Below are 19,808 nucleotides of genomic sequence, written 5' to 3'. Positions count from 1 at the left end.
TCATTTACATGATACTGCTTTTTATAGTTCTACTTACTATGAAGCTATCAACAGCTCAGAGCATCTATTAAGCTTCTGTTTGGGCTGATTCATGCTTTTGTGCTTGTTTCCATGCTTGATATTTATGCAGATCTTTTTCGACTAATTTTAAACAAAAAGCAATGACTAGAGCATCATCAATGTGGCCAATAACCGGGATGAAGTCTGGAATGATATCAATAGGGTTTATCACATAGATCAAACCAAAAACGATCGCTGAGATGGTCTTATAAGGGATGTCACGATAGTTACCTTGATAGTAATCTTTGACTAAGCTGACAAACAAAACGATATCAGTAGTAAAGCGCTCAAGATGGCTACTGTCTTTTATTTTTTCTTTAAGATTTTCTTCTTCTTCAATAATATACTCAAGATCAGCATCTAATAACTTTTCATCTTTTATGCTATTTTGCATCTCTTCAGTTTTAGCATTGATTTTATCGTTAAATAGCATATTTTTGCTAAGGTTAGTATCATCCTTCTTTTTGTCCGTCATTATCATTATTCCTTATTCTGGTTTATTAGTGAGTGCATACTATAGCAAGAGTGTTGGTAGCTACCAAATATAGTTACTTAGCAATTTGTTATGCGCTGGTAGCAACCTTGCTGTTGGTAGTAACCTTCTAGGTAGCAAGGTTATTATACGAGCTCATCATGTAACCTTTTCATAAAAGCTTTTCGTGAAACGTCGTCATAAAACCTTTTCACAAAATATCGTCATAAAATATCGTCATAAAACCTTTTCATGAAACGTCGTCATAAAAAGTGGTCAGCTAAGCTTGTACGCATTGACACAAAATATTTTAAGCTTAGATAGCCATATAGGAGGTTAATAAAGTTTTGATAGCCTCTTATAATAGCTAATCTAAGATAATTAAGCTTTAAGGTAACTGTATAACATGCCGCAAACAACTTCTAAGTCCCTAGTCTCACTAATAAATACTAGTCTCAAGCCTGAGCTCAGTCGTCGGCAGTTCTTACGTCGCTTAGGAGTAGGGGCGAGTGCCAGCTTATTAGCCAGCCAAAGCATCGCCCAATCGTTAGCCATTGATATTACAGATCACGAAAGTGCGCAGCTAACTAAAGATGACCTACCAGCCGCCAGCATTGACGCTAATCCGTCATTAGTGGCTAATACCAAAGCTACTAGCGCCCCAAGCCAGTGTCTAAACCCTAGTATTGAGACTCGTCTATTTGCCAGCTCCAATGTCGGTGCCAATGAGGTGCGTAATCAGTTGGCGCTGCAACGTATGGCTTGTGCAGGATTCAAAATACAGAATCCAGAGATTACTGAGCGTCAATATTTACGCTTTGCTGGTACTGATAGCCAACGTGCTAGCGATTTGCAAAATATCGCTAGCGGCGCGATCGCTGCGCCCAAACTCCTATTAGGCGTACGTGGTGGTTATGGGGCAATGCGTATCCTACCTTCAATAGACTGGCGGACTCTTGGTAGTATTATGGCAGAGCGGGCAACGGTTTTAGTAGGCTTTAGTGATGTGACGGCTATTCAATGCGCTTTGCTTGCCCAAGGTAAGATGAGCTCGCTTGCTGGGCCGATGCTATATAGCGAGTTTGGCAAAACGAATCCGGATCAAGTCAGTTGTCGACAGTTTGCTCAAGCACTGAGCAACCCGAAGCTAACTATTGAGGTTAACAGCGCTGCGTTAACTAGCGAGCAGTTGCCAGTTATTTTTGCAGATAATAGCAGCCAAACGATTACTGGTACTATTTGGGGTGGCAATCTGAGCGTAGTATCGGCGCTGGCGGGTAGTCCTTATCTGCCCCGTATCGATGGCGGCATTGTATTCTTAGAGGATGTTGGGGAGCAGACCTATCGTATCGAACGCATGCTTTATGATCTGTATTTAGCAGGGGTATTCAAAGGTCAGCAAGCCATTGTGTTTGGTGCTTTGACTGGGACAGGTGAGGATAGCTATGACCCTCGCTATGATGTAGCCGTAGTGATTCGTCAGTTACATGAGCTGACTGGCTTACCTATCTATAATGGCATGAGTTTTGGTCATATTAGTCAAAAATCCAGCTTTCCATTAGGAGCCACTTGTCAGATTAGCGCTAATACGGCTGGTGGCTATCAACTGAGTTTTGCCGATTATCCTACTATTAAGGCAGAGGCTATTAATGTTGAAGGGTTTTGGCAGCAGGCTTAACAGTAGTTATAACCCCTGCAAAAAATAGGCTAAGTTAGCCTTATTTTAGATAGCGACTTAGCGGTTTAAATTGCTAGGTAATTTATTGATATCTTAAATAATATTAATATCTAATCCTGTTAAATATAGCTAAACTTAATAAGTTAGCTAAGGCTGTTGAGTTCCCTCTAATAGTAGCTGATAACCAGTAGCTGATAGCTAGAATTTCATAAGCTAGATAAAAATTTTATAAGCTAAGTAATGGTAAATCATGTCAGCGCATAAGCTAAGATTATCGAATTAGCAGTTTATTATTAATAGGGAGAGTATTCATCATGCCTATATTTAAACTACCCTCAATTTATAGAATGTGGCTATTAAGCTTAGCGTTAGGGTTAACATTGCCCGCATCCGCATCCGCATCCGCATCCGCATCACCAGACTTTACCACTATAAAATCGCTTGCTGAGCAAGGCAATTCAGAGGCGCAATTTCAACTTGGCATCCTATATTTTGAAGGCGATGGGATAATACAAGATTACGATCGAGCTGTTAAATGGTTGACCCAAGCCGCTGACCAAGGCGACGCAAAGGCGCAATATGTTCTCGGTGGCATGTCCTACTTCGGTAAAGGCGTTGAGCAAGATTATGCTAAGGCTAGGCAGTGGTGGCAGTCATCAGCAGAGCAGGGCTATGACGAAGCCCAGTATAATCTTGGGGTCATGTATAGTAGTGGCGAAGGAGTGACTAAAAACCATCTACAAGCGTTTGAGTGGTATCAAAAAGCCGCCAAACAAGGCCAAGTTGACGCCCAAAATAATCTTGGGGTCATGTATGAGAACGCTAGCGGTATTCCTCAAGATTATGTTAAAGCGGTGAGCTGGTACAAAAAATCTGCCGCTCAAGGTTTGGCCGAATCGCAATACAACTTGGCTTGGATGTATGAGACTGGTCAAGGTGTTCCTCGAGATTATGAGCAAGCATTTAATTGGTATTTAAAAGCGGCCAAACAAGGTGATCCTATGGCAGAATATGTTATTGGTACTATGTACAACTATGGCAGAGGGGTAGTGCAAGACAAATCGCAAGCGGCATTATGGTTTAATAAAGTTTGTGATGATAGTACAAAAATGGGCTGCAATCAGTAATGGCCGCTCTATAAGCAATAAGTTATAAAGTATTGAGCGCACTGTAAAAAATATGCATAAGCTCAATTGTCATCATCTTTATTATAAGGAATGGCCATGACTATAACCAGATTAAAACTGACTTCTATGCAAACGATGATGGCTTTAGCGTTATCGTTTGGACTAACCGCACCAGTAGTAGCCTCAGACTTTGCTACTACTAAGGCTGCCGCTGAACAAGGTGAGGCTGTGGCTCAATATAATCTAGGGGTTAAGTACGATAAAGGCAGAGAGGTTGGCCAAGACCATGTAAAAGCAGTCGAATGGTATAAAAAATCAGCTGAGCAAGGGTTGTTAGAAGCGCAGTATAACTTGGCGGTTTCCTATGATACTGGCGAAGGCACTAGGCAAGATTATGGCAAGGCGTTTGAATGGTTCCAAAAAGCCGCTGAACAAGGGGACGCTGATGCTCAATATAGCCTCGGAAACTTATACAACAACGGCAATGGAGTTAGCCAAAATTATATCAAGGCTTTTGCTTGGTATCGACGAGCCGCTTTGCAAGACCACGCCAATGGTCAATACGCGCTTGGCTGGATGTACGACAATGGTAAAGGCATTCGTCAAAGCGACACCCTAGCAAAAGAGTGGTACCAAATGGCTTGTGATAACGGTAATGAAGATGGCTGTTATTAAATCATCCACTGAGGATCAAGGTGACTAAAAAGTGAACTGCTATTGCCGCTCATTGGTTTGATTTTTTCGTTTGGTTTAACAATATTATCACGTATTCATTAATATGATCTTCTAAACCCTAAACAGCTTAACCTTTAGCACTCTCTACCCAATCAAACTCTTCTAAAATACGCAACCATTGACTATCTAAGCCTGCTGTTAGCCGCAAGGGCTCAGCAGTCACTGGATGGCTGAGCGCCAAAGTTTGGGCATGTAGCAGCATACGCGCGCAATCATATTGAGTACGAAAAAATCGATTGTGCCGTCCATCGCCGTGACTAGTATCACCTACTATATGATGAAATAAATGTCGCATATGCCGACGTAGTTGATGCTTGCGCCCAGTCTCAGGTGTTAAGCGTACTAGACTATAGCGGCTAGTGTCATGCTTTTTTGATACCGCAAAGGGCAGCTCAATTTGTGCCAAACTCTGCCAATGGGTCACCGCCTCTTGAGCCGGTTTATCTAAGTCGGCAAGCTTATCGGCAATGGCATCTCTCTTAAAGCTTAACGCATAATCAATGGTGCCTTGCTCTGTCATATAGCCGCGCACCACGGCTAAATATTGCTTGGTTACTTGGTGATCAGTAAAAGCCTCATTCAAGCTGCGTGCAACGCTTGGGCTCTTAGCAAATAACAACACGCCTGAAGTTGGCTTGTCTAACCTATGAACTGGAAATACGTGGCAACCTACTGCATCACGGGTGAGCTGCATAGCAAAGCGCGTCTCGCCTTTATCCAACCAACTGCGATGTACCAACAGACCGGCCTCTTTATTAATCGCTACCAGAAACTCATCTTCATAGATAATTTCTATTGGGTTAGCGCTATCGTTGTCTATACCCGTGTTTTCAGTGTCGCTTTCTATACTCATGTTTTTAGTGCCTATACTTTAGATGCTATTACTTTAGAGGCTATTACTTTAGATGCTATAATTATTTTTTTTATCTCATGCTACTAAGTCAGATAAAAATGTGTTGCAATCATTTTACTGATACTTGCGCTGATAATTCTTGTCTATACCCTAGCGTTCAAAGGCACTCACTTCTTCAAAAATTCCAAAAATAACTAGTAAGTTTTATTATGATATGGCAAAAGTGGATCGGCTGATCTAGTATTTTACTGCTTTAGCGAAAATATGAATATTAAGGTGTACGCTATTATATACGCTAATAAATTGAGCTATTAAAATAATCACACTGTACTCGATGATACACATGAAGTGAGCTTTTAGAATATAAATATTAACTAAGGACTTTCTGCTAACAAATTATGATAAATACTGTATTTGCATCAAAAATTGATTTTTGGCTAGGGTTTATAATTCTGGGTTCTAGTTTACTACTTATTCTACTGCCTTTATGGGAATTGCTATATAACAATAGTTCTATTGAAAGAATAATGTTTATCAGCCTTTTCACCATACCAAGTGCACTACTGATGTTGTTAATATTTTTCAATATAAAGTACAGTTTGTCAGATGATAAATTATTAGTGAAGAATGGTTTTTTTACTCAGAGCATCTTCTTAAAAGATATTGCCTATATCACGCCTACCAACAGTAGAGCATCTGCTCCAGCACTGTCTTTAGACAGGATTGAGATAGGATACAAAGGTGGTAGTATAGTAATATCACCAAAAGATAAAGCTGGGTTCTATCATGCGATACAAGATCGCGTTCCTTCATTAAAGACCGACAATGATGGTGGGTTAATAAAAAACTGACTAATGATTTGATGCGCTATACAGGCATCGATCTGCTAGTATTAAAAATAAAGCTAATGATTAAGAAATTGACAGTTAAATGACTTGCTATAAGCCAAGGCCGTTATCAAGAGGTTAAGCATAAAGGTTAGTGACATTTTAAATGTAGAAATACTGACCGTGAAATGGCTAGTAAACTTTGTCAGCAAAGTTTAACCCTCAGCTCTGCACAAGCTAAACTAGCAGCGGCACAGATTGCAGCACCAAAAAAAGCACCAAGCCTTCAAATGCTTCGGTGCTTTTTGTTTTAACTTAGCGCTTTTTTGTCTCTAGCTTAGCGCTAGAGTTTACAGCAGTTCTTTACGCAGTTGGGCTGGGGATTTAGGTGACAATAAGCTAGGGGCTACATCGAGCACCGTTTTCGCTCCAGTTTCGCCAGCCAAGTTCATCTTATAAGCGGCACGGGCATAAGCCACCAGCACGCTAGAGGTAAACTCAGGGTTGCTGCCGAGCTTTAATGAAAACTCCAGCACTTGGTTGTTTTGCTCATCATCAAGGCCGCTAACCCCACTGCGAATGACGAAGCCGCCATGTGGCATTTGCTGATGTTCACGCTCAAAAGTCTGCTGGTCGATGAAGTTTACGGTGGTGTCATAGTCAGCAAAGTAGTCCGGCATTGTTACTATAGTATTGCGCACAGTAGCAGCATCGGCGCCATCGGCTAGCACTATATAGCATTCGCGGGTATGCTTCTCACGGGTGCTTAGCGTGGGCTGTTCGCCATTGCGTACTCGTGCCATAGCAGACTCTGAGGGAAGGGTGTACTGCACGCCCGACTTAACACCATTGACGCGACGTACTGCATCTGAGTGCCCTTGGCTTAAACCCTTGCCCCAGAAGGTATAAGTTTCGCCGACTGGTAAAATGGCTTCGCCGTATAAACGGTTGATAGAAAACAGCCCAGGATCCCAACCTACCGACAACATAGCTACTTTGCCAGCTTTCTTAGCAGGGGCATCAAGAGCGGCAAAGTACTCAGGAATCTTAGCGTGAGTATCGAAGCTGTCGACAATATTAAAAAGACTTGCGAATGCTGGGCCTTGCTCGGGCAAATCTGACTTAGAGCCGCCGCATAAGATCAGTACGTCTATGTCATCTTTGTATTGCGCAATGTCATCCATGGCATAGACGGGTATGCTGCTGTCAATAAGGGTGACCGAAGTGGGATCTCGGCGACTAAATACACAGACTAACTGCATGTCTGGATTTTGCTTAATAGCGGCTTGCGTACCGCGTCCGAGGTTGCCGTAACCGGCGATGGCAACTCTAATTATTGCTGTCATTATGATTAGCCTTACGTTATTGTAGCGAACAGTCTGTTACTGTTGAGGTGATATTTATCAAGTAATACAGGTTAACTGATAAGGGTGTGCCGTAAGCTGCACGTCACTTATCAGTATTATTATTTGCAGAAAATAAAATTTAAAAAGAGGTAGTCCATAAACATTGTGATTATAGCTGACAGTTAAGCGATTACCGTAATAAATTTCTGCTCCTAGTCAACTTAATGACCGTTTTTCACTATAGTCCCCTCGATATGCAGCCTATAACAGGACTTGATGCATTATATTTTGCCGAGTGTGGAAGTTTATCGATTAACACAACCTTCTAAGCTTATTGAAACTTAGCCAAGGCTCTTGTTAAGATTAGCCGCATCTATAGTTATCTTTGCTCAATGTTAGAGTTTTGAACAGAGGGCAGCGGTCAAGTAGTAACTAATAACCAGTTATTTATTAGTTACTATTTGGGCAACTACTACACCTTTACGCTCATAAAAATAAGAAAAAATATATTATGCAACCAGATACTTCCAACCCTCTGTCCTTCAGAAAATACCCCTCAACCACTGCTATGCAGTGCTTTGAGACGGCAGCTCGCCATTTGAGTTTTACCAATGCCGCCTTAGAGCTGCACATGACGCAAAGTGCCGTGAGCAAGCAAGTCGCGCAGTTAGAAGAGATGCTCAATATTTCTTTGTTTTATCGCACTTCGCAGCGCATCTCGCTGACGCCAGCGGGCAAAGATTACTATATTGATGTGCTCAATATTCTAAAAAATATTGAGACGGCCACGACCAAGCTGATGTCGCACAGTAGTAATGTCGAAATACTGAAAATGGTCTCGCATCCGACTTTTTGTGCCCGCTGGCTGATTCCGGCGCTACAAGGGTTTAGTCAGGTTAATCCTTTGATTAGGTTGGAGATCAAAGAGCAGGTGGGGCCGTTTTTCTCTGAAGAGCACGATATCGATATTGCGTTCTTATATGGGGAGGGGACTTGGTCGGGAATGGAGACTATCAAATTATTTGATGAGTACTGTGTGGCGGTTTGCCACCCTGATTATTTGCAGGGCCAACCGTTACCACCGCTGCAGTTAGGCAGCCATGTCTTGCTACAATTGAGCTCACGACCGAGCGCTTGGTATGAGTACTTTAAGCAGCAGCTTATTAGCTTGGATGGGACTTTCGTAGGGCCACGTTTTGATACCTTTCATGCTTGTATTTCAGCAGCTTTAAGCGGTTATGGAGTAGCTTTAGTGCCGCTACGTTTGGTCGCTCCCGAGCTGCAATCGGGTCAATTGGTTACCGCGTGGAGTTATTCAGCTAAGGGCAGAGGGTCTTATTACATGTCGTTCCCATTGTCGCTTGGAAATTCGCATAAAACCAAAGTGATGCAAGCCTGGATAGCGAGCTATCTGGAAACCTCGAGCCACAGTCAGATTGAATTGGCCGGTTCGTTAGGGATTACTTTTAACAGCGTTAGTCATGAATAATATCAGTTACAAATAATGAATTTTACTATAAGACGAAAAAGGGCTAGGAGAAGACAGTAGCAGTTTGCCACAGAGCCATTGTATGCAGATTTTCCGAGCATGCTATAGCGGTTATTTTGTTGCTGTGTTTTGGCTGTGTTTTGGTAATGTTCTGGCGGTCATGAGTAAAATGTTAACTGGCAATGACAAAAAGGAAGGCCTGCCCAACTATTATTCGTTTGCTCAAATCCTGTGGTTTTGTTGAAATGAGGGTCTAACTCAAGGAAGGTGAGAGACGGTCATGGATTCGTTATATAACGTTACCGATGCATTCACAATGGTGCATCCAGTGACGCTTAGCAAAGGCAAAAATGCGCACGTTTGGGATACCGATGGCAAGCGCTATATCGATTTCGTTGGCGGTATCGGGGTATTAAACTTTGGCCATTGCCACCCGCACATCGTCGACGCTATCGTCGAGCAGTCACAAAACCTCATCCACTACGCCTACAATGCGGCCGCACACGTCTCTTACCAAACCCTGATGCCTAGACTCTGCGATTTGATACCCATCGAAGGCGAGCTGGCGGGCATGCTGACCAACTGCGGGGCCGAAGCCACCGAAAATGCGATTAAAGTCGCACGTATGAAGACTGGCCGGGTCGGTGTCATCGCCTTTGATGGTGGCTTTCATGGCCGTACCCTTGCCGCCGTCAACCTCAACGGTAAAGTGGCTCCCTATAAACGCGGTCTTGGCCCTCTTGCTGGCAGCGTCTACCATATTCCATTCCCAAGCCCCGACAATGACATCAGTGACCAGCAGGCCATTGACGCTTTGCTGCGCCTATTCGAAGTTGAAACCGATATTCATAACATTGGCGCTGTCATCATGGAGCCAGTGCAAGGCGAGGGCGGCTTTCAATTGATGTCGCCAGAATTTGCTCAGTATCTGCGTAAATTCTGTGATGACAACGGCATCTTGCTGATTATGGATGAGATTCAATCCGGCTTTGGCCGTACCGGCATGCCCTTTGCGTTCAGTCATTTAGGGATCGAACCCGATATGATTTTGCTGGGCAAAAGTATAGCTGGCGGCATGCCATTAGGTGCGGTTATTGGCAAAGGTAGCGTGATGAATGGCCTACCTAAAGGCAGCTTGGGCGGCACTTATTCGGGCAATCCGGTAGCTTGTGCGGCTGCTAATGCCACTCTTGATATTATGATGGAGGACGCTGTTTGGGATTCCGCCAAACATTATCAGCAGACTATTCAAGCGACGATTGAGCAATGGCAACAAGAGGCTCTGACCCCTTGGCTATACGGTCTAACGGGTATCGGCACTATGCGTGGTATCGAGCTGCGCCACCCTTCTCACGGTACGCATCCGAGCGTAATGGCTTACATTTTAACGGAAGGTCGTAAGCAGGGTCTGCTATTGATGCCGAGCGGCAAATACCGTCATATTATTCGTCTATTACCGCCATTAACCATAGAGCCTGAGACTTTGCAAGAAGGCCTCGATATCTTAAAGGACATTTTGGCGTCCATTCCTAATGAGCTGCCTATTTAGCAGTCAACTTAGTAAACGTTTTTGCCTATCTGTTTTGTTATTTAAGCCAATTTAAGGGGAATAACCGTGAGTTCGGATCAGTTGAGTTCAAACCAAGACTTCATGAGCAGTGATGTGATTCGTCATAGCTTCTCACTCGTCATGTCGAAGATGTACCAAAAAGAAGTGCCACTCTATACCGATTTGATGGAGTTGGTGGCTGAGGTCAATGAGGGAGTATTAACCCGGCAACCTGAGATTGCCACCCAGCTTAAACATACGGGTGAAATCGATAGACTGAGTATGGAGCGTCATGGCGCGATTCGTTTGGGGACTGCGGCAGAGTTGGCGATGATGCGTCGCTTATTCGCAGTTATGGGCATGCAGCCGGTGGGCTATTATGACCTAGCTCCTGCAGGCGTGCCGGTGCATTCTACGGCGTTTCGTGCGGTGGATACGACGTCATTAAATAACAGCCCGTTCCGCGTATTTACCTCACTATTGCGTTTAGATTTAATCGGTGATGAGACGCTGAAGCAACAAGCCCAAGCCGCTCTAGATGCCCGCAATATCTTTACCGATGGCGCGGTCAAACTGATTGCAACTTATGAGCAAGAGGGTGGTCTAACTCAAGAACAGGGCGAGCAATTCGTGCAAGAAGCGCTAGAGACCTTCCGCTGGCATGAGCAGTCACCTATTGCCAAAGATATCTATGAGCAGTTGGCCAGTCAGCATCAATTGATTGCCGATGTGGTCGGGTTTAAAGGGCCGCATATCAACCATTTAACCCCACGGACGTTAGATATTGATGCCGTGCAGCAAGGCATGAAAGCCCGCGGTATTCCGCCGAAAGCTATCATCGAAGGGCCGCCGCGCCGCAACTGCCCAATTCTGCTCCGCCAGACCAGCTTTAAGGCATTGGTAGAACCCGTGAGCTTTAAAGGGGCCGATGGTCAGTACCAATCCGGCCAGCATACCGCTCGCTTTGGTGAGATTGAACAGCGCGGTGTCGCGTTAACCCCAAAAGGCCGAGCCTTGTACGATCAATTGCTTAGTGAGGCCCGTGAAAAGTTAGGCGCAACACCAAATGAAAAAAACGCTGAGCAGTATTACCAATTGTTAAGCGAGTCTTTTGTCGCCTTCCCAGACGACTATCAAGCGCTGCACGAGCAACAGCTGGCTTATTTCCATTATCAACCTACTAAGACTGATTCTGCAGAATTAACAGGCTTGGAGATTTCTACTGATAATTTACAACAGTTGATTGAGCAAGGCGTTATTCGTATCGAGCCGATTATTTATGAAGACTTTTTGCCAGTCAGTGCGGCCGGTATCTTCCAGTCCAATCTACACAGTGATACCGCCAGCAGCTATGAGGGGCAGTCTAATCAACAAGAGTTTGAGCAAGCTTTAGGAGCGAGTGTGCAGGATGAGTTAGCACTATACCAGCAGATGCAAGATAACAGCCTACAGGCATGTTTAGCGTCTTTACAGCAGGTGGCCTAGCTAATGACTAGTTAGAACTATGATTAAGTCAGCTTTAATCCCATAAGTTTGATGTGCCATTCCAAAAATGAATGACAGCAAGAAATTTATTATTTTGCAACTTACGCGGCGGCAGGGTAGTTTAATAGGTCTGCAAGGACGTAATAAAATACTATACAAAGGAGTCAGTATGATTAAGCAATATATGTCGGCCATGGGCGTTGATGAGAGCCAGTACCAAGCGGGTGATTTCGCAGTCCAGAGCCCTATTGATGGCGAAGTCATTGGTAAGGTCGCTTTGCACCAAGTGAGCGATGTCGACAGCCAAATTCAAAATGCTAAAAAAGCCTTCAAAGAATGGCGTACAGTACCCGCTCCTAAGCGTGGCGAATTGGTCCGTATTTTGGGCGAAGTGCTGCGTGAGCATAAAGAAAATCTAGGCGCTCTAGTCTCTTTAGAAGCCGGTAAAATCAAACAAGAAGGCCTAGGTGAAGTCCAAGAGATGATAGATATCTGTGACTTTGCAGTAGGTCTGTCTCGTCAGCTTTATGGCCTAACCATCGCCTCAGAGCGTCCGGGTCACCACATGCGTGAAACTTGGCAGCCACTAGGTGTCATCGCTGTGATCTCTGCTTTTAACTTCCCAGTCGCCGTTTGGTCATGGAATACCGCACTAGCTTTAGTTTGTGGTAACCCAGTAATTTGGAAGCCTTCAGAAAAAACCCCCCTAACTGCCATTGCTTGCCAAGCGCTGTTTGAGAAAGCATTGGCTAAATTTGGTGATGCGCCTGCTAACTTGTCGCAAATTCTGTTGGGCGAAGCCGATGTCGGTAATGCTTTGGTTGAACATAAAGACGTAGCTCTAGTCAGTGCCACGGGTAGTACCCGTATGGGCAGAATCGTAGGGCCTAAAGTCGCTGAGCGCTTTGGTAAGTCTTTGCTTGAGCTCGGTGGTAACAACGCCATGATCCTAGCGCCAAGTGCTGATTTAGACTTAGCCCTACGCGGCATTCTATTCTCAGCAGTCGGAACAGCCGGTCAGCGTTGTACCTCGCTGCGCCGTCTATTCGTTCACGAGTCTGTAAAAGACGACATCTTACCGCGCGTAAAAGCTGCTTACTCAACCGTGAGCATCGGTCATCCGCTAGAAGGCAATTTGGTCGGCCCACTCATCGACGAAGACAGCTTTAATAACATGCAAGACTCGTTAACCAAAGCTCGTGCAGCCGGCGGTAAAGTCACTGGTGGTGAGCGGGTCTTACAAGATAAGTATCCGAACGCCTACTATGTCACGCCTGCCATCGTGGAGATGGATGAGCAAAATGATGTGGTGCGTCATGAGACTTTCGCGCCTATCTTATACGTCATGACCTACACAGAATTCGACGAAGCCTTAGAGATGCAAAACGATGTACCACAAGGCCTATCCTCTTGTGTCTTTACCAATGACTTACGTGAAGCTGAGCTGTTCTTAAGCGCTCGCGGTAGTGACTGTGGTATTGCTAACGTCAACATCGGTACTAGTGGTGCTGAGATTGGTGGTGCATTCGGCGGCGAAAAAGAAACCGGCGGTGGTCGTGAGTCCGGTTCTGATGCGTGGAAAAACTACATGCGTCGTCAGACCAACACGGTCAACTACTCCACTGAGCTACCTCTAGCACAGGGCATTAACTTCGGTTAATTGCTAGCAATTCTAGCTCTATTTACACAAGCGCCAATTGTATTTTTATTCAGTTAAGCGCGCGTTATGTGCGCTTAACTGCCCTTTAATCTTCGTAGATAGGCGAACGAATAATCTAGACTGATTATAAAAAAAAGACTAACCCTAAGCCCAGTTTGTATTATTTTTTATTGCCATTCTATGTAAGCTTTTTAGTAAGTTTTTAGATGATTAATAATCCTTAAAAGGGCTATTAAAGGTCTGAATCAATATTAAATTTTAACGCTTTATTTGTTTTAACTTCTTTTATTTTAATTATTAACTGATACTTTTTAAACATCTGTTTTGACAGGTGGCAATATTTTATTGTTTAGGGTAATTTCTAAGTTATTGTTTTAATTGGTTATTTAATTTAAAACTATGTTTACAGGTGGCTTAGGTCACTAGCTTGGTTTCAGATTGACCAATCAGCAACACCGTACTACGACTATATACCAATGGATTTGGTTTTAACTACTAGGATAGGTAGATATATCATGAATACACAAACCCCGCACAAGTCACCAAACCCAGATATCGAAGGTTATGACCCTTCTTCTAGCTTCCTGCTAGATATTGCTCCGCTGGTATTAACGGCCATTCTCCTGATGGTACAGTTCTTTGTCTTTAAAGACTTTACCCCGCATATTCCGCTCGCGTGTGGCATCTTAATCACCGGTCTGTTTATGAAGATCCGTGGTCGCAGCTGGGAGGGCATGGAAGAGCGCTTTTTAAAAGTGGTAAAAATTGGTCTGCCCGCCATGATTATCTTGATGGGTGTCGGCATGCTTATCGGCGCTTGGATTATCGCTGGTACCGTTCCCACTATCCTTTATTACGGATTTAGCGTTTTCTCTCCGTCCTCTTTTCTAGTCTCTGTTTGTATCATTTGCGCCATTATTTCATTGGCAACGGGCACCTCGTGGGGCACGGTGGGTACGGTCGGTCTGGCTATGATGGGAATTGGCCTAGGCTTGGGTATCCCGCCTTCACTGACAGGTGGTGCTATTGTTTCTGGTGCTTTTTTTGGCGACAAAATGTCTCCACTATCGGATACCACCAACTTAACCCCAGCGGCTGCCGGCGTTGATCTTTGGGATCACATCCGCGGCATGTTACCCACTACCGTACCCGCCATGATTACCGCCATCATTCTTTATGCTTGGATTGGCATGGGCTATGGCGCAGAAAACGTCGATTTAACATCAATCAAAGAAATCCAAGCCTCACTAGCTGCCAACTATAACCTAAGCATTGTTACTTTATTGCCAGCTGTTGTCGTTGTCATTGCTGCAGTTATGAAGATGCCTGCCATTCCAACCGTCCTATCAGGGGTAGTGGTCGCCGGTCTAGTCGCCTTCTTTATGCAAGGCGTGGGTGTTGATGAGATTTTTAAAGTTCTACAAAACGGTTTTGTTAGCGAGACCGGTTTTGCGGTGGTCGATCAACTGCTGTCTAAAGGCGGCGTGATGTCGATGACTTGGGTGGTGACCTTGACTATCTTTGCCTTAGCGTTCGTTGGCTCCATCGAGCATTACGGCACGCTAAAAGCCATCATGGCCAAAATCAATAATATAGTGAAGTCGCGTTTTGGTTTAGTGTTCACCACTTATGCTAGCACTATCGGTGTCGGCACGCTGATCGGTGATGTCTACACCACGCTAGTCTTGCCAGGTCGTCTGCTCAAAGACAAGTATCAAGAGATGGGCTACAAGCGCACCACGCTTACCCGCTCTATCGAAGATACCGGCACCCTATTATCTCCGCTAATTCCTTGGAACATGGGCGGTAGCTTTGTTGCAGCGACGCTAGGTATTGCCACGCTAACGTACGCGCCATTCGCCTTTGCTTGCTGGTTATCACCACTATTCGGCTTGCTATGGGTGGTGTTAAATAAATTTATCCCTCGTGAAGACCCTATTGTTGATAACGACACTAGCACGCTCTCTACCGCAGACAATGTGTAATTTAAAAGGAAGCTGAGATGTTGCAAGAGCAATGTTTGTGGAGCGTCACGGCGCCCAAAACTCACTACTACGATTCGCTTACTAGCGAAACACAAACCCGAGTCTGCATTATCGGCGGTGGCTATACGGGACTGTCTGCAGCCATTCATCTGGCAGAGCAAGGCGTGGCGGTGGTGTTATTAGAGAGTAAAGTCATCGGTAGCGGTGGCTCAGGGCGCAATGTCGGTCTGGTAAACCCTGGCACTTGGGCACGTCCCGATGACCTCAATCTGATTATGGGTGAGGAGGCGGGTGAGCGTTTGGGTACCGCGCTTAGCAACGCCCCAAGCCTCGTGTTCGATATCATCGATCGTTATAATATCGCAGCGCAAGATACCCGCACCGGCAATATCCATATGGCGCACAATGCCAAGGGTGAAGCCGATGTCGACGTTCGCTACGAGCAGTTGACGCGTCGCGGTGTCCATGCTGAGGTGCTAACCGGCGCACGCTGCCACGAATATTGCGGCACTACCAGCATCAATAAAGCCTTGCTTGATCATAGAGCAGGGACCATCAACCCATCGGCTTACGTCAATGGCTTGGCTGATGCCGCGACAAAATTGGGTGTACGTATCTATGAAAACTCCGCCGTAATCTCGGTCGAGAAGTCGGGTAATGATTGGTATGTGCGTACGGCTAATGCCGCGGTAAAGGCTGAAAAAGTTATCATCGCAACCAATGCTTATACGGAAGGCGAGTGGACGGAAATTAAAAAAACCTTCTACTTAGTGGATTACTATCAGATTGCCTCAGAGCCATTAACCGGTGAGGCAGCAGATAGAATACTCCCTTATAAAATGGGATCTTGGGACACGCGTCTGGCACTATCGAGTATTCGCCGTGATAAAGATGGTCGGCTACTATTGGGTACAGTCGGTGGCAAGGCAATGAAGTCCAAAGCTTTTTATCAAAATTGGGCCAATGTAGTGCAAAAAAGCTATTTCCCAGACCTACCTAAGTTTAATTGGCAGTATGAGTGGTACGGTCACTTTGGCTTTACCCAAGACCATATCATGCGTATCTTTGAGCCTGAAGACGGTATCTTAGCTGCGACCGCCTTTAATGGTCGCGGAATTACCACTGGTACTATGATTGGCAAGTGCTTTGCTGATTATATTATCTCAGGTGACAAGGCAGTATTGCCCCTACCGTTTAAGACTATTAAAGAAGCTAAAGTCGGTATGTCGGGCTTTCGATCGGGCTATACCGAACTGGGGCTGACCTTGTATCATATGGGCCAGTGTCTAAAGATTATTGCTTAATTTTCTACAGTAGTTGAGCTTTGGAAAGTATTTGAGCTGACAGAAGCTAGTTAGTGTTAAATCTAGTCAAGCCATTTTATATTTTAACCCTTGCTCAATACTGTGCTGGTTGTTGTTAAAATTGACCGTAGTGGCCTAGTTTTTTGATGCAGTGCGTGCTGTTTATTTATTTCCTCCGTCGATTTGCTGGATAGGGTAAGTAAACAACTGGCGCTGCTTTTGTTTATTTGGAGCGTATACCGTGACTGCTGTTTCAGCACTGCCTACTTTAGAATCGACCACTTCTGCAACTGAGCTAGCCACAACGGTAGCAATGACTGAGCAGGTGCTAGCTAATCTGCAAGCGCAGCATGGTTATGACGCGAGCCAAATTAAGATGGATACGGCGAGCCTTGAGCATTGGGGCAAGGACTGGACCAAACACTTTGCGCCAGCACCATCGGCTATCGTATTTCCAAAAACTACTGAGCAAGTACAAGCGCTGGTGAAACTGGCCAATGAGTACAACATTGTCCTCACCCCAAGTGGTGGTCGTACTGGACTATCGGCAGGTGCGGTTGCCAGCAATGGTGAAATCGTCGTTAGCCTCGATAAAATGAATAAAATCGGTCAGTTTTATCCGGCGGATCGTCTGGTAGAAGTGCAAGCCGGTGTCATTACCGAGCAATTGCAGCAGTTTGCCGAAATGCAGGGATTGTATTATCCGGTTGATTTTGCCTCAGCAGGATCAAGTCAAATTGGCGGCAATATCGGCACTAATGCTGGCGGTATTAAAGTCATTCGCTATGGCATGACCCGCCAATGGGTGATGGGCCTCACTGTGGTAACCGGCAAGGGTGATATCTTGCACCTGAACCGCGGCATGATTAAAAACGCTACCGGCTATGATTTGCGTCAGCTATTTATTGGTGCCGAAGGGACTTTAGGTATCGTCACTGAAGCGCAAATAAAACTGGATCGTCCGCCGCACGATTTGACCGTGATGGTGCTGGGTATGGATGAGTTTGATCATGTGATGAATGTATTATCCGCATTCCAAGCCAAAATTGATTTGACCGCGTTTGAATTCTTTGACGATGTGGCGATTGACAAGTTAATGGCGACTGGTCATGTGCAGGAGCCCTTTCAAGCCCGCACAAAATACTATGCACTATTAGAATTTGAAGCGCCTTATGAGCCGATTATGGACAAGGCGATGGCCATCTTTGAAGAGTGTATGGACAATGGTTGGGTGGTCGATGGGGTGATGAGTCAGAGTATTGCCCAGGCGATGGACTTGTGGAAATTGCGCGAATATATCTCAGAGACCATTTCCATACTTACCCCGTATAAAAACGACGTGTCAGTATTAATTACTCATGTGCCAAGCTTTATTCATGATATCGAAGCGGTGGTCAATGCGCGATATCCTGACTTTGAGATTTGCTGGTTTGGTCATATTGGCGATGGCAATTTGCATCTCAATATCTTAAAGCCAGAGACGCTATCAAAAGATGAGTTTTTCGAGAAATGCCAGAGCGTGAACGACTCTATCTTTACTATCGTGCAGCAGTATGGTGGCTCAGTATCTGCAGAGCATGGCGTGGGTATGACTAAAAAGCCTTATCTGCACTATAGCCGTAGCGAAACCGAGATTGACTATCTACGTGAGGTTAAAAAGGTCTTCGATCCCAATGGTATTATGAACCGCGGTAAGATTTTTGATATTTAAATAAAGATTATCGTAAGGTTTGAGGCAGTTTGAGCCATTACCATAGTTGGTAAAAACTTACTGGCGTGCTAGCTGTCTCTGACTCGCCAAAGGCTGCATAAATTTCCCCCAGCTACCCATATTAAGTACGAAATGAATTTTTATATTTAGTTAAAGATTATCATGACCTTCTTACCTTTATAAAAATCGTTATAGGCTGTGGCTTTAGCCCAACTTAATAAATAACACTTATAAGGTTGCTGCGCTAAAGCATCAGCCTACACCAATCAAATTAAACACTTTTTATTAATAAAAATGACAAGGAAGCCCCATGCAAATTTTAGACAGTCAAGCCGTTAAAGAGCAATTGACTATGGTTGTGGCTATTGACGCCATTGAGCGCTTATTGGTATTACAAGCTGAGCATCCAGAGTGGGTAAAATGTCCAGAGCGTTTGGTGATTCCCACCTTTACTGCCAGTGATAAAAGTACTGGGACGCACCTATCGATGCCGTCAGTATTGTTTGATGGCAAGGAAGAGTTTGCTATCGTGAAACTGGTAACGATTTGCCCGGATAACCCCAAACGCGATTTGCCGACGACGACTGCAGTGGTGACTGTCTCTAATAACGATACTGGTGAAATCCTTGCATTTATGGATGGTGTTTACGTAACCCAAGTCCGCACGGCAGCGCTGTCCGGTATAGCTAGCAAATATTTAGCGAAGCCGGACAGTGAGCAAGTAGCGGTAATCGGTTGTGGTGGCATGGCGTATGAGCAGCTTAATGCGGTATTAACCGTCTGCCGTAATATCAAAACAGTGACGCTTTGGAATAGAACCACTGAGGGCGCCAATACTTTTAAAACCAAGTTTGCCGAGCAATATCCACAGTGGCCAGTGACGTTTACAGTTTGTGAAGATATTAAAAGCGCGGTAAAAGATGCTGATGTGATTAACTTAGCAACCCGCGCTACCGAAGGCTTGTTTGAGCTGAGTGAAATCAAAGCTGATGCGCATATCAATGCGGTAGGGGCCTATCAACCCGATATGAAAGAAGTCAGCGACTCAGTTATCGAGGCCTGCTCACATGTGGTGATTGATGATGCCCCCGGTGGTCGTCATGAAGCTGGCGATCTAATCCAAGCGGATGCGGCTAACGATTGCGACTGGAATTGGGATGATTTGACTGGCGATTTAGCCGACTTGGTCACGCAAAAAATTACTATAGACCACGATAAAAAAGGCGTGACACTATTTAAGTCGGTCGGAGCCGCCAGCTTTGATGCAGCGGTCGCTTTGGAAGTGGCGCAAAAAGCCAAATTAGTTGACCACTACCACCACTATAAGCTCTAAGCTTTGTAATAAAAGAAGAGGCGTATTGATGGTGGTAAACCATAAAAGGCAAGCAGATCATTAGTATTCGCTTTTTGGTAAGCGCAATCTATGTATTGTCTTTATTGTTTCCTAAATGTGAGGCATGGGCTTTGATTGTCGCTTTGGCTATCATGGTCCATGCCTTTTGGGCTGATACTGGGTCTACAGTAGTG

Annotated in this window: 15 protein-coding genes; 12 read left to right on the top strand and 3 right to left on the bottom strand. The window is 44.8% G+C overall.

Going from position 1 to position 19,808, the window contains the following annotated elements; translation table 11 throughout:
• Nucleotides 1-67: 67 nt before the first annotated feature.
• Nucleotides 68-535, bottom strand: coding sequence for a YkvA family protein (locus JMY09_RS05370; RefSeq protein ID WP_256932917.1), 468 nt, complete (start codon nucleotides 533-535; stop codon nucleotides 68-70).
• 403 nt (nucleotides 536-938) lie between these two features.
• On the opposite strand from JMY09_RS05370, the gene JMY09_RS05365 reads away from it, so the two are divergent.
• The 3 genes from JMY09_RS05365 (at nucleotide 939) to JMY09_RS05355 (ending at nucleotide 4,012) form a co-directional block, all read left to right on the top strand.
• Nucleotides 939-2,210 carry an LD-carboxypeptidase gene (locus JMY09_RS05365; RefSeq protein ID WP_201622572.1) on the top strand — a complete coding sequence of 424 codons (1,272 nt, stop codon included), beginning with the start codon at nucleotides 939-941 and terminating at the stop codon, nucleotides 2,208-2,210.
• A gap of 314 nt (nucleotides 2,211-2,524) precedes the next feature.
• The gene (locus tag JMY09_RS05360; protein ID WP_201622571.1) at nucleotides 2,525-3,337 is read left to right on the top strand and encodes an SEL1-like repeat protein; all 813 of its coding nucleotides are present in this window, start codon (nucleotides 2,525-2,527) and stop codon (nucleotides 3,335-3,337) included.
• 96 nt (nucleotides 3,338-3,433) lie between these two features.
• Nucleotides 3,434-4,012 (top strand): tetratricopeptide repeat protein, encoded by a 579-nt coding sequence (locus tag JMY09_RS05355; RefSeq protein ID WP_201622570.1) that lies wholly within the window; start codon nucleotides 3,434-3,436, stop codon nucleotides 4,010-4,012.
• A 127-nt stretch (nucleotides 4,013-4,139) separates the two neighbouring features.
• On the opposite strand, the gene truC is transcribed toward JMY09_RS05355, so the two are convergent.
• Nucleotides 4,140-4,925, bottom strand: coding sequence for a tRNA pseudouridine(65) synthase TruC (truC, locus tag JMY09_RS05350; RefSeq protein ID WP_201622569.1), 786 nt, complete (start codon nucleotides 4,923-4,925; stop codon nucleotides 4,140-4,142).
• A gap of 398 nt (nucleotides 4,926-5,323) precedes the next feature.
• Between truC and JMY09_RS05345 the strand changes: the two genes are divergently transcribed.
• Complete coding sequence (locus JMY09_RS05345) at nucleotides 5,324-5,776, top strand: PH domain-containing protein (protein WP_201622568.1); 453 nt, start codon at nucleotides 5,324-5,326, stop codon at nucleotides 5,774-5,776.
• 326 nt (nucleotides 5,777-6,102) lie between these two features.
• Here the strand turns inward: JMY09_RS05345 and JMY09_RS05340 are convergent, their stop codons facing one another.
• Entirely contained in the window at nucleotides 6,103-7,098 is a 996-nt protein-coding gene (locus tag JMY09_RS05340) for a diaminopimelate dehydrogenase (protein WP_201622567.1), read from the bottom strand.
• A 511-nt stretch (nucleotides 7,099-7,609) separates the two neighbouring features.
• On the opposite strand from JMY09_RS05340, the gene JMY09_RS05335 reads away from it, so the two are divergent.
• The 8 genes from JMY09_RS05335 to JMY09_RS05300 all read left to right on the top strand — a co-directional run bounded on the left by JMY09_RS05335 (nucleotide 7,610) and on the right by JMY09_RS05300 (nucleotide 19,614).
• Nucleotides 7,610-8,587, top strand: a complete 978-nt coding sequence (locus tag JMY09_RS05335; protein WP_201622566.1) for a LysR substrate-binding domain-containing protein — start codon at nucleotides 7,610-7,612, stop codon at nucleotides 8,585-8,587.
• Between the two features lie 280 nt (nucleotides 8,588-8,867).
• A complete protein-coding gene (locus JMY09_RS05330) occupies nucleotides 8,868-10,136 on the top strand; it encodes a 2-aminoadipate transaminase (protein WP_201622565.1) in 1,269 nt (422 codons plus the stop codon).
• A 102-nt stretch (nucleotides 10,137-10,238) separates the two neighbouring features.
• Nucleotides 10,239-11,621, top strand: coding sequence for a 2-oxoadipate dioxygenase/decarboxylase HglS (gene hglS, locus JMY09_RS05325; protein WP_201622652.1), 1,383 nt, complete (start codon nucleotides 10,239-10,241; stop codon nucleotides 11,619-11,621).
• 169 nt (nucleotides 11,622-11,790) lie between these two features.
• A complete protein-coding gene (gene amaB, locus JMY09_RS05320) occupies nucleotides 11,791-13,281 on the top strand; it encodes an L-piperidine-6-carboxylate dehydrogenase (protein ID WP_201622564.1) in 1,491 nt (496 codons plus the stop codon).
• A gap of 515 nt (nucleotides 13,282-13,796) precedes the next feature.
• Entirely contained in the window at nucleotides 13,797-15,266 is a 1,470-nt protein-coding gene (gene nhaC / locus JMY09_RS05315; RefSeq protein ID WP_201622563.1) for a Na+/H+ antiporter NhaC, read from the top strand.
• A 17-nt stretch (nucleotides 15,267-15,283) separates the two neighbouring features.
• Nucleotides 15,284-16,570: an L-pipecolate oxidase gene (amaA, locus tag JMY09_RS05310; protein ID WP_201622562.1), complete on the top strand. Its 1,287-nt coding sequence runs from the start codon at nucleotides 15,284-15,286 to the stop codon at nucleotides 16,568-16,570.
• 313 nt (nucleotides 16,571-16,883) lie between these two features.
• Entirely contained in the window at nucleotides 16,884-18,281 is a 1,398-nt protein-coding gene (locus JMY09_RS05305; protein ID WP_201622651.1) for an FAD-binding oxidoreductase, read from the top strand.
• Nucleotides 18,282-18,591: 310 nt separating this feature from the next.
• A complete protein-coding gene (locus JMY09_RS05300; RefSeq protein ID WP_201622561.1) occupies nucleotides 18,592-19,614 on the top strand; it encodes an ornithine cyclodeaminase family protein in 1,023 nt (340 codons plus the stop codon).
• Nucleotides 19,615-19,808: the final 194 nt, after the last annotated feature.

This window comes from Psychrobacter urativorans (assembly GCF_904846695.1).
GTDB classification, from domain to species: domain Bacteria; phylum Pseudomonadota; class Gammaproteobacteria; order Pseudomonadales; family Moraxellaceae; genus Psychrobacter; species Psychrobacter urativorans.
This window is presented reverse-complemented; position numbering and strand designations above follow the sequence as displayed.

Bases quoted from the DNA above. Each gene is read 5' to 3' on its own strand.
- JMY09_RS05370 (WP_256932917.1), bottom strand. From the start codon at position 535: ATGACGGACAAAAAGAAGGATGATACTAACCTTAGCAAAAATATGCTA.
- JMY09_RS05365 (WP_201622572.1), top strand. From the start codon at position 939: ATGCCGCAAACAACTTCTAAGTCCCTAGTCTCACTAATAAATACTAGT.
- JMY09_RS05360 (WP_201622571.1), top strand. From the start codon at position 2,525: ATGCCTATATTTAAACTACCCTCAATTTATAGAATGTGGCTATTAAGC.
- JMY09_RS05355 (WP_201622570.1), top strand. From the start codon at position 3,434: ATGACTATAACCAGATTAAAACTGACTTCTATGCAAACGATGATGGCT.
- truC (WP_201622569.1), bottom strand. From the start codon at position 4,925: ATGAGTATAGAAAGCGACACTGAAAACACGGGTATAGACAACGATAGC.
- JMY09_RS05345 (WP_201622568.1), top strand. From the start codon at position 5,324: ATGATAAATACTGTATTTGCATCAAAAATTGATTTTTGGCTAGGGTTT.
- JMY09_RS05340 (WP_201622567.1), bottom strand. From the start codon at position 7,098: ATGACAGCAATAATTAGAGTTGCCATCGCCGGTTACGGCAACCTCGGA.
- JMY09_RS05335 (WP_201622566.1), top strand. From the start codon at position 7,610: ATGCAACCAGATACTTCCAACCCTCTGTCCTTCAGAAAATACCCCTCA.
- JMY09_RS05330 (WP_201622565.1), top strand. From the start codon at position 8,868: ATGGATTCGTTATATAACGTTACCGATGCATTCACAATGGTGCATCCA.
- hglS (WP_201622652.1), top strand. From the start codon at position 10,239: ATGAGCAGTGATGTGATTCGTCATAGCTTCTCACTCGTCATGTCGAAG.
- amaB (WP_201622564.1), top strand. From the start codon at position 11,791: ATGATTAAGCAATATATGTCGGCCATGGGCGTTGATGAGAGCCAGTAC.
- nhaC (WP_201622563.1), top strand. From the start codon at position 13,797: ATGAATACACAAACCCCGCACAAGTCACCAAACCCAGATATCGAAGGT.
- amaA (WP_201622562.1), top strand. From the start codon at position 15,284: ATGTTGCAAGAGCAATGTTTGTGGAGCGTCACGGCGCCCAAAACTCAC.
- JMY09_RS05305 (WP_201622651.1), top strand. From the start codon at position 16,884: ATGACTGAGCAGGTGCTAGCTAATCTGCAAGCGCAGCATGGTTATGAC.
- JMY09_RS05300 (WP_201622561.1), top strand. From the start codon at position 18,592: ATGCAAATTTTAGACAGTCAAGCCGTTAAAGAGCAATTGACTATGGTT.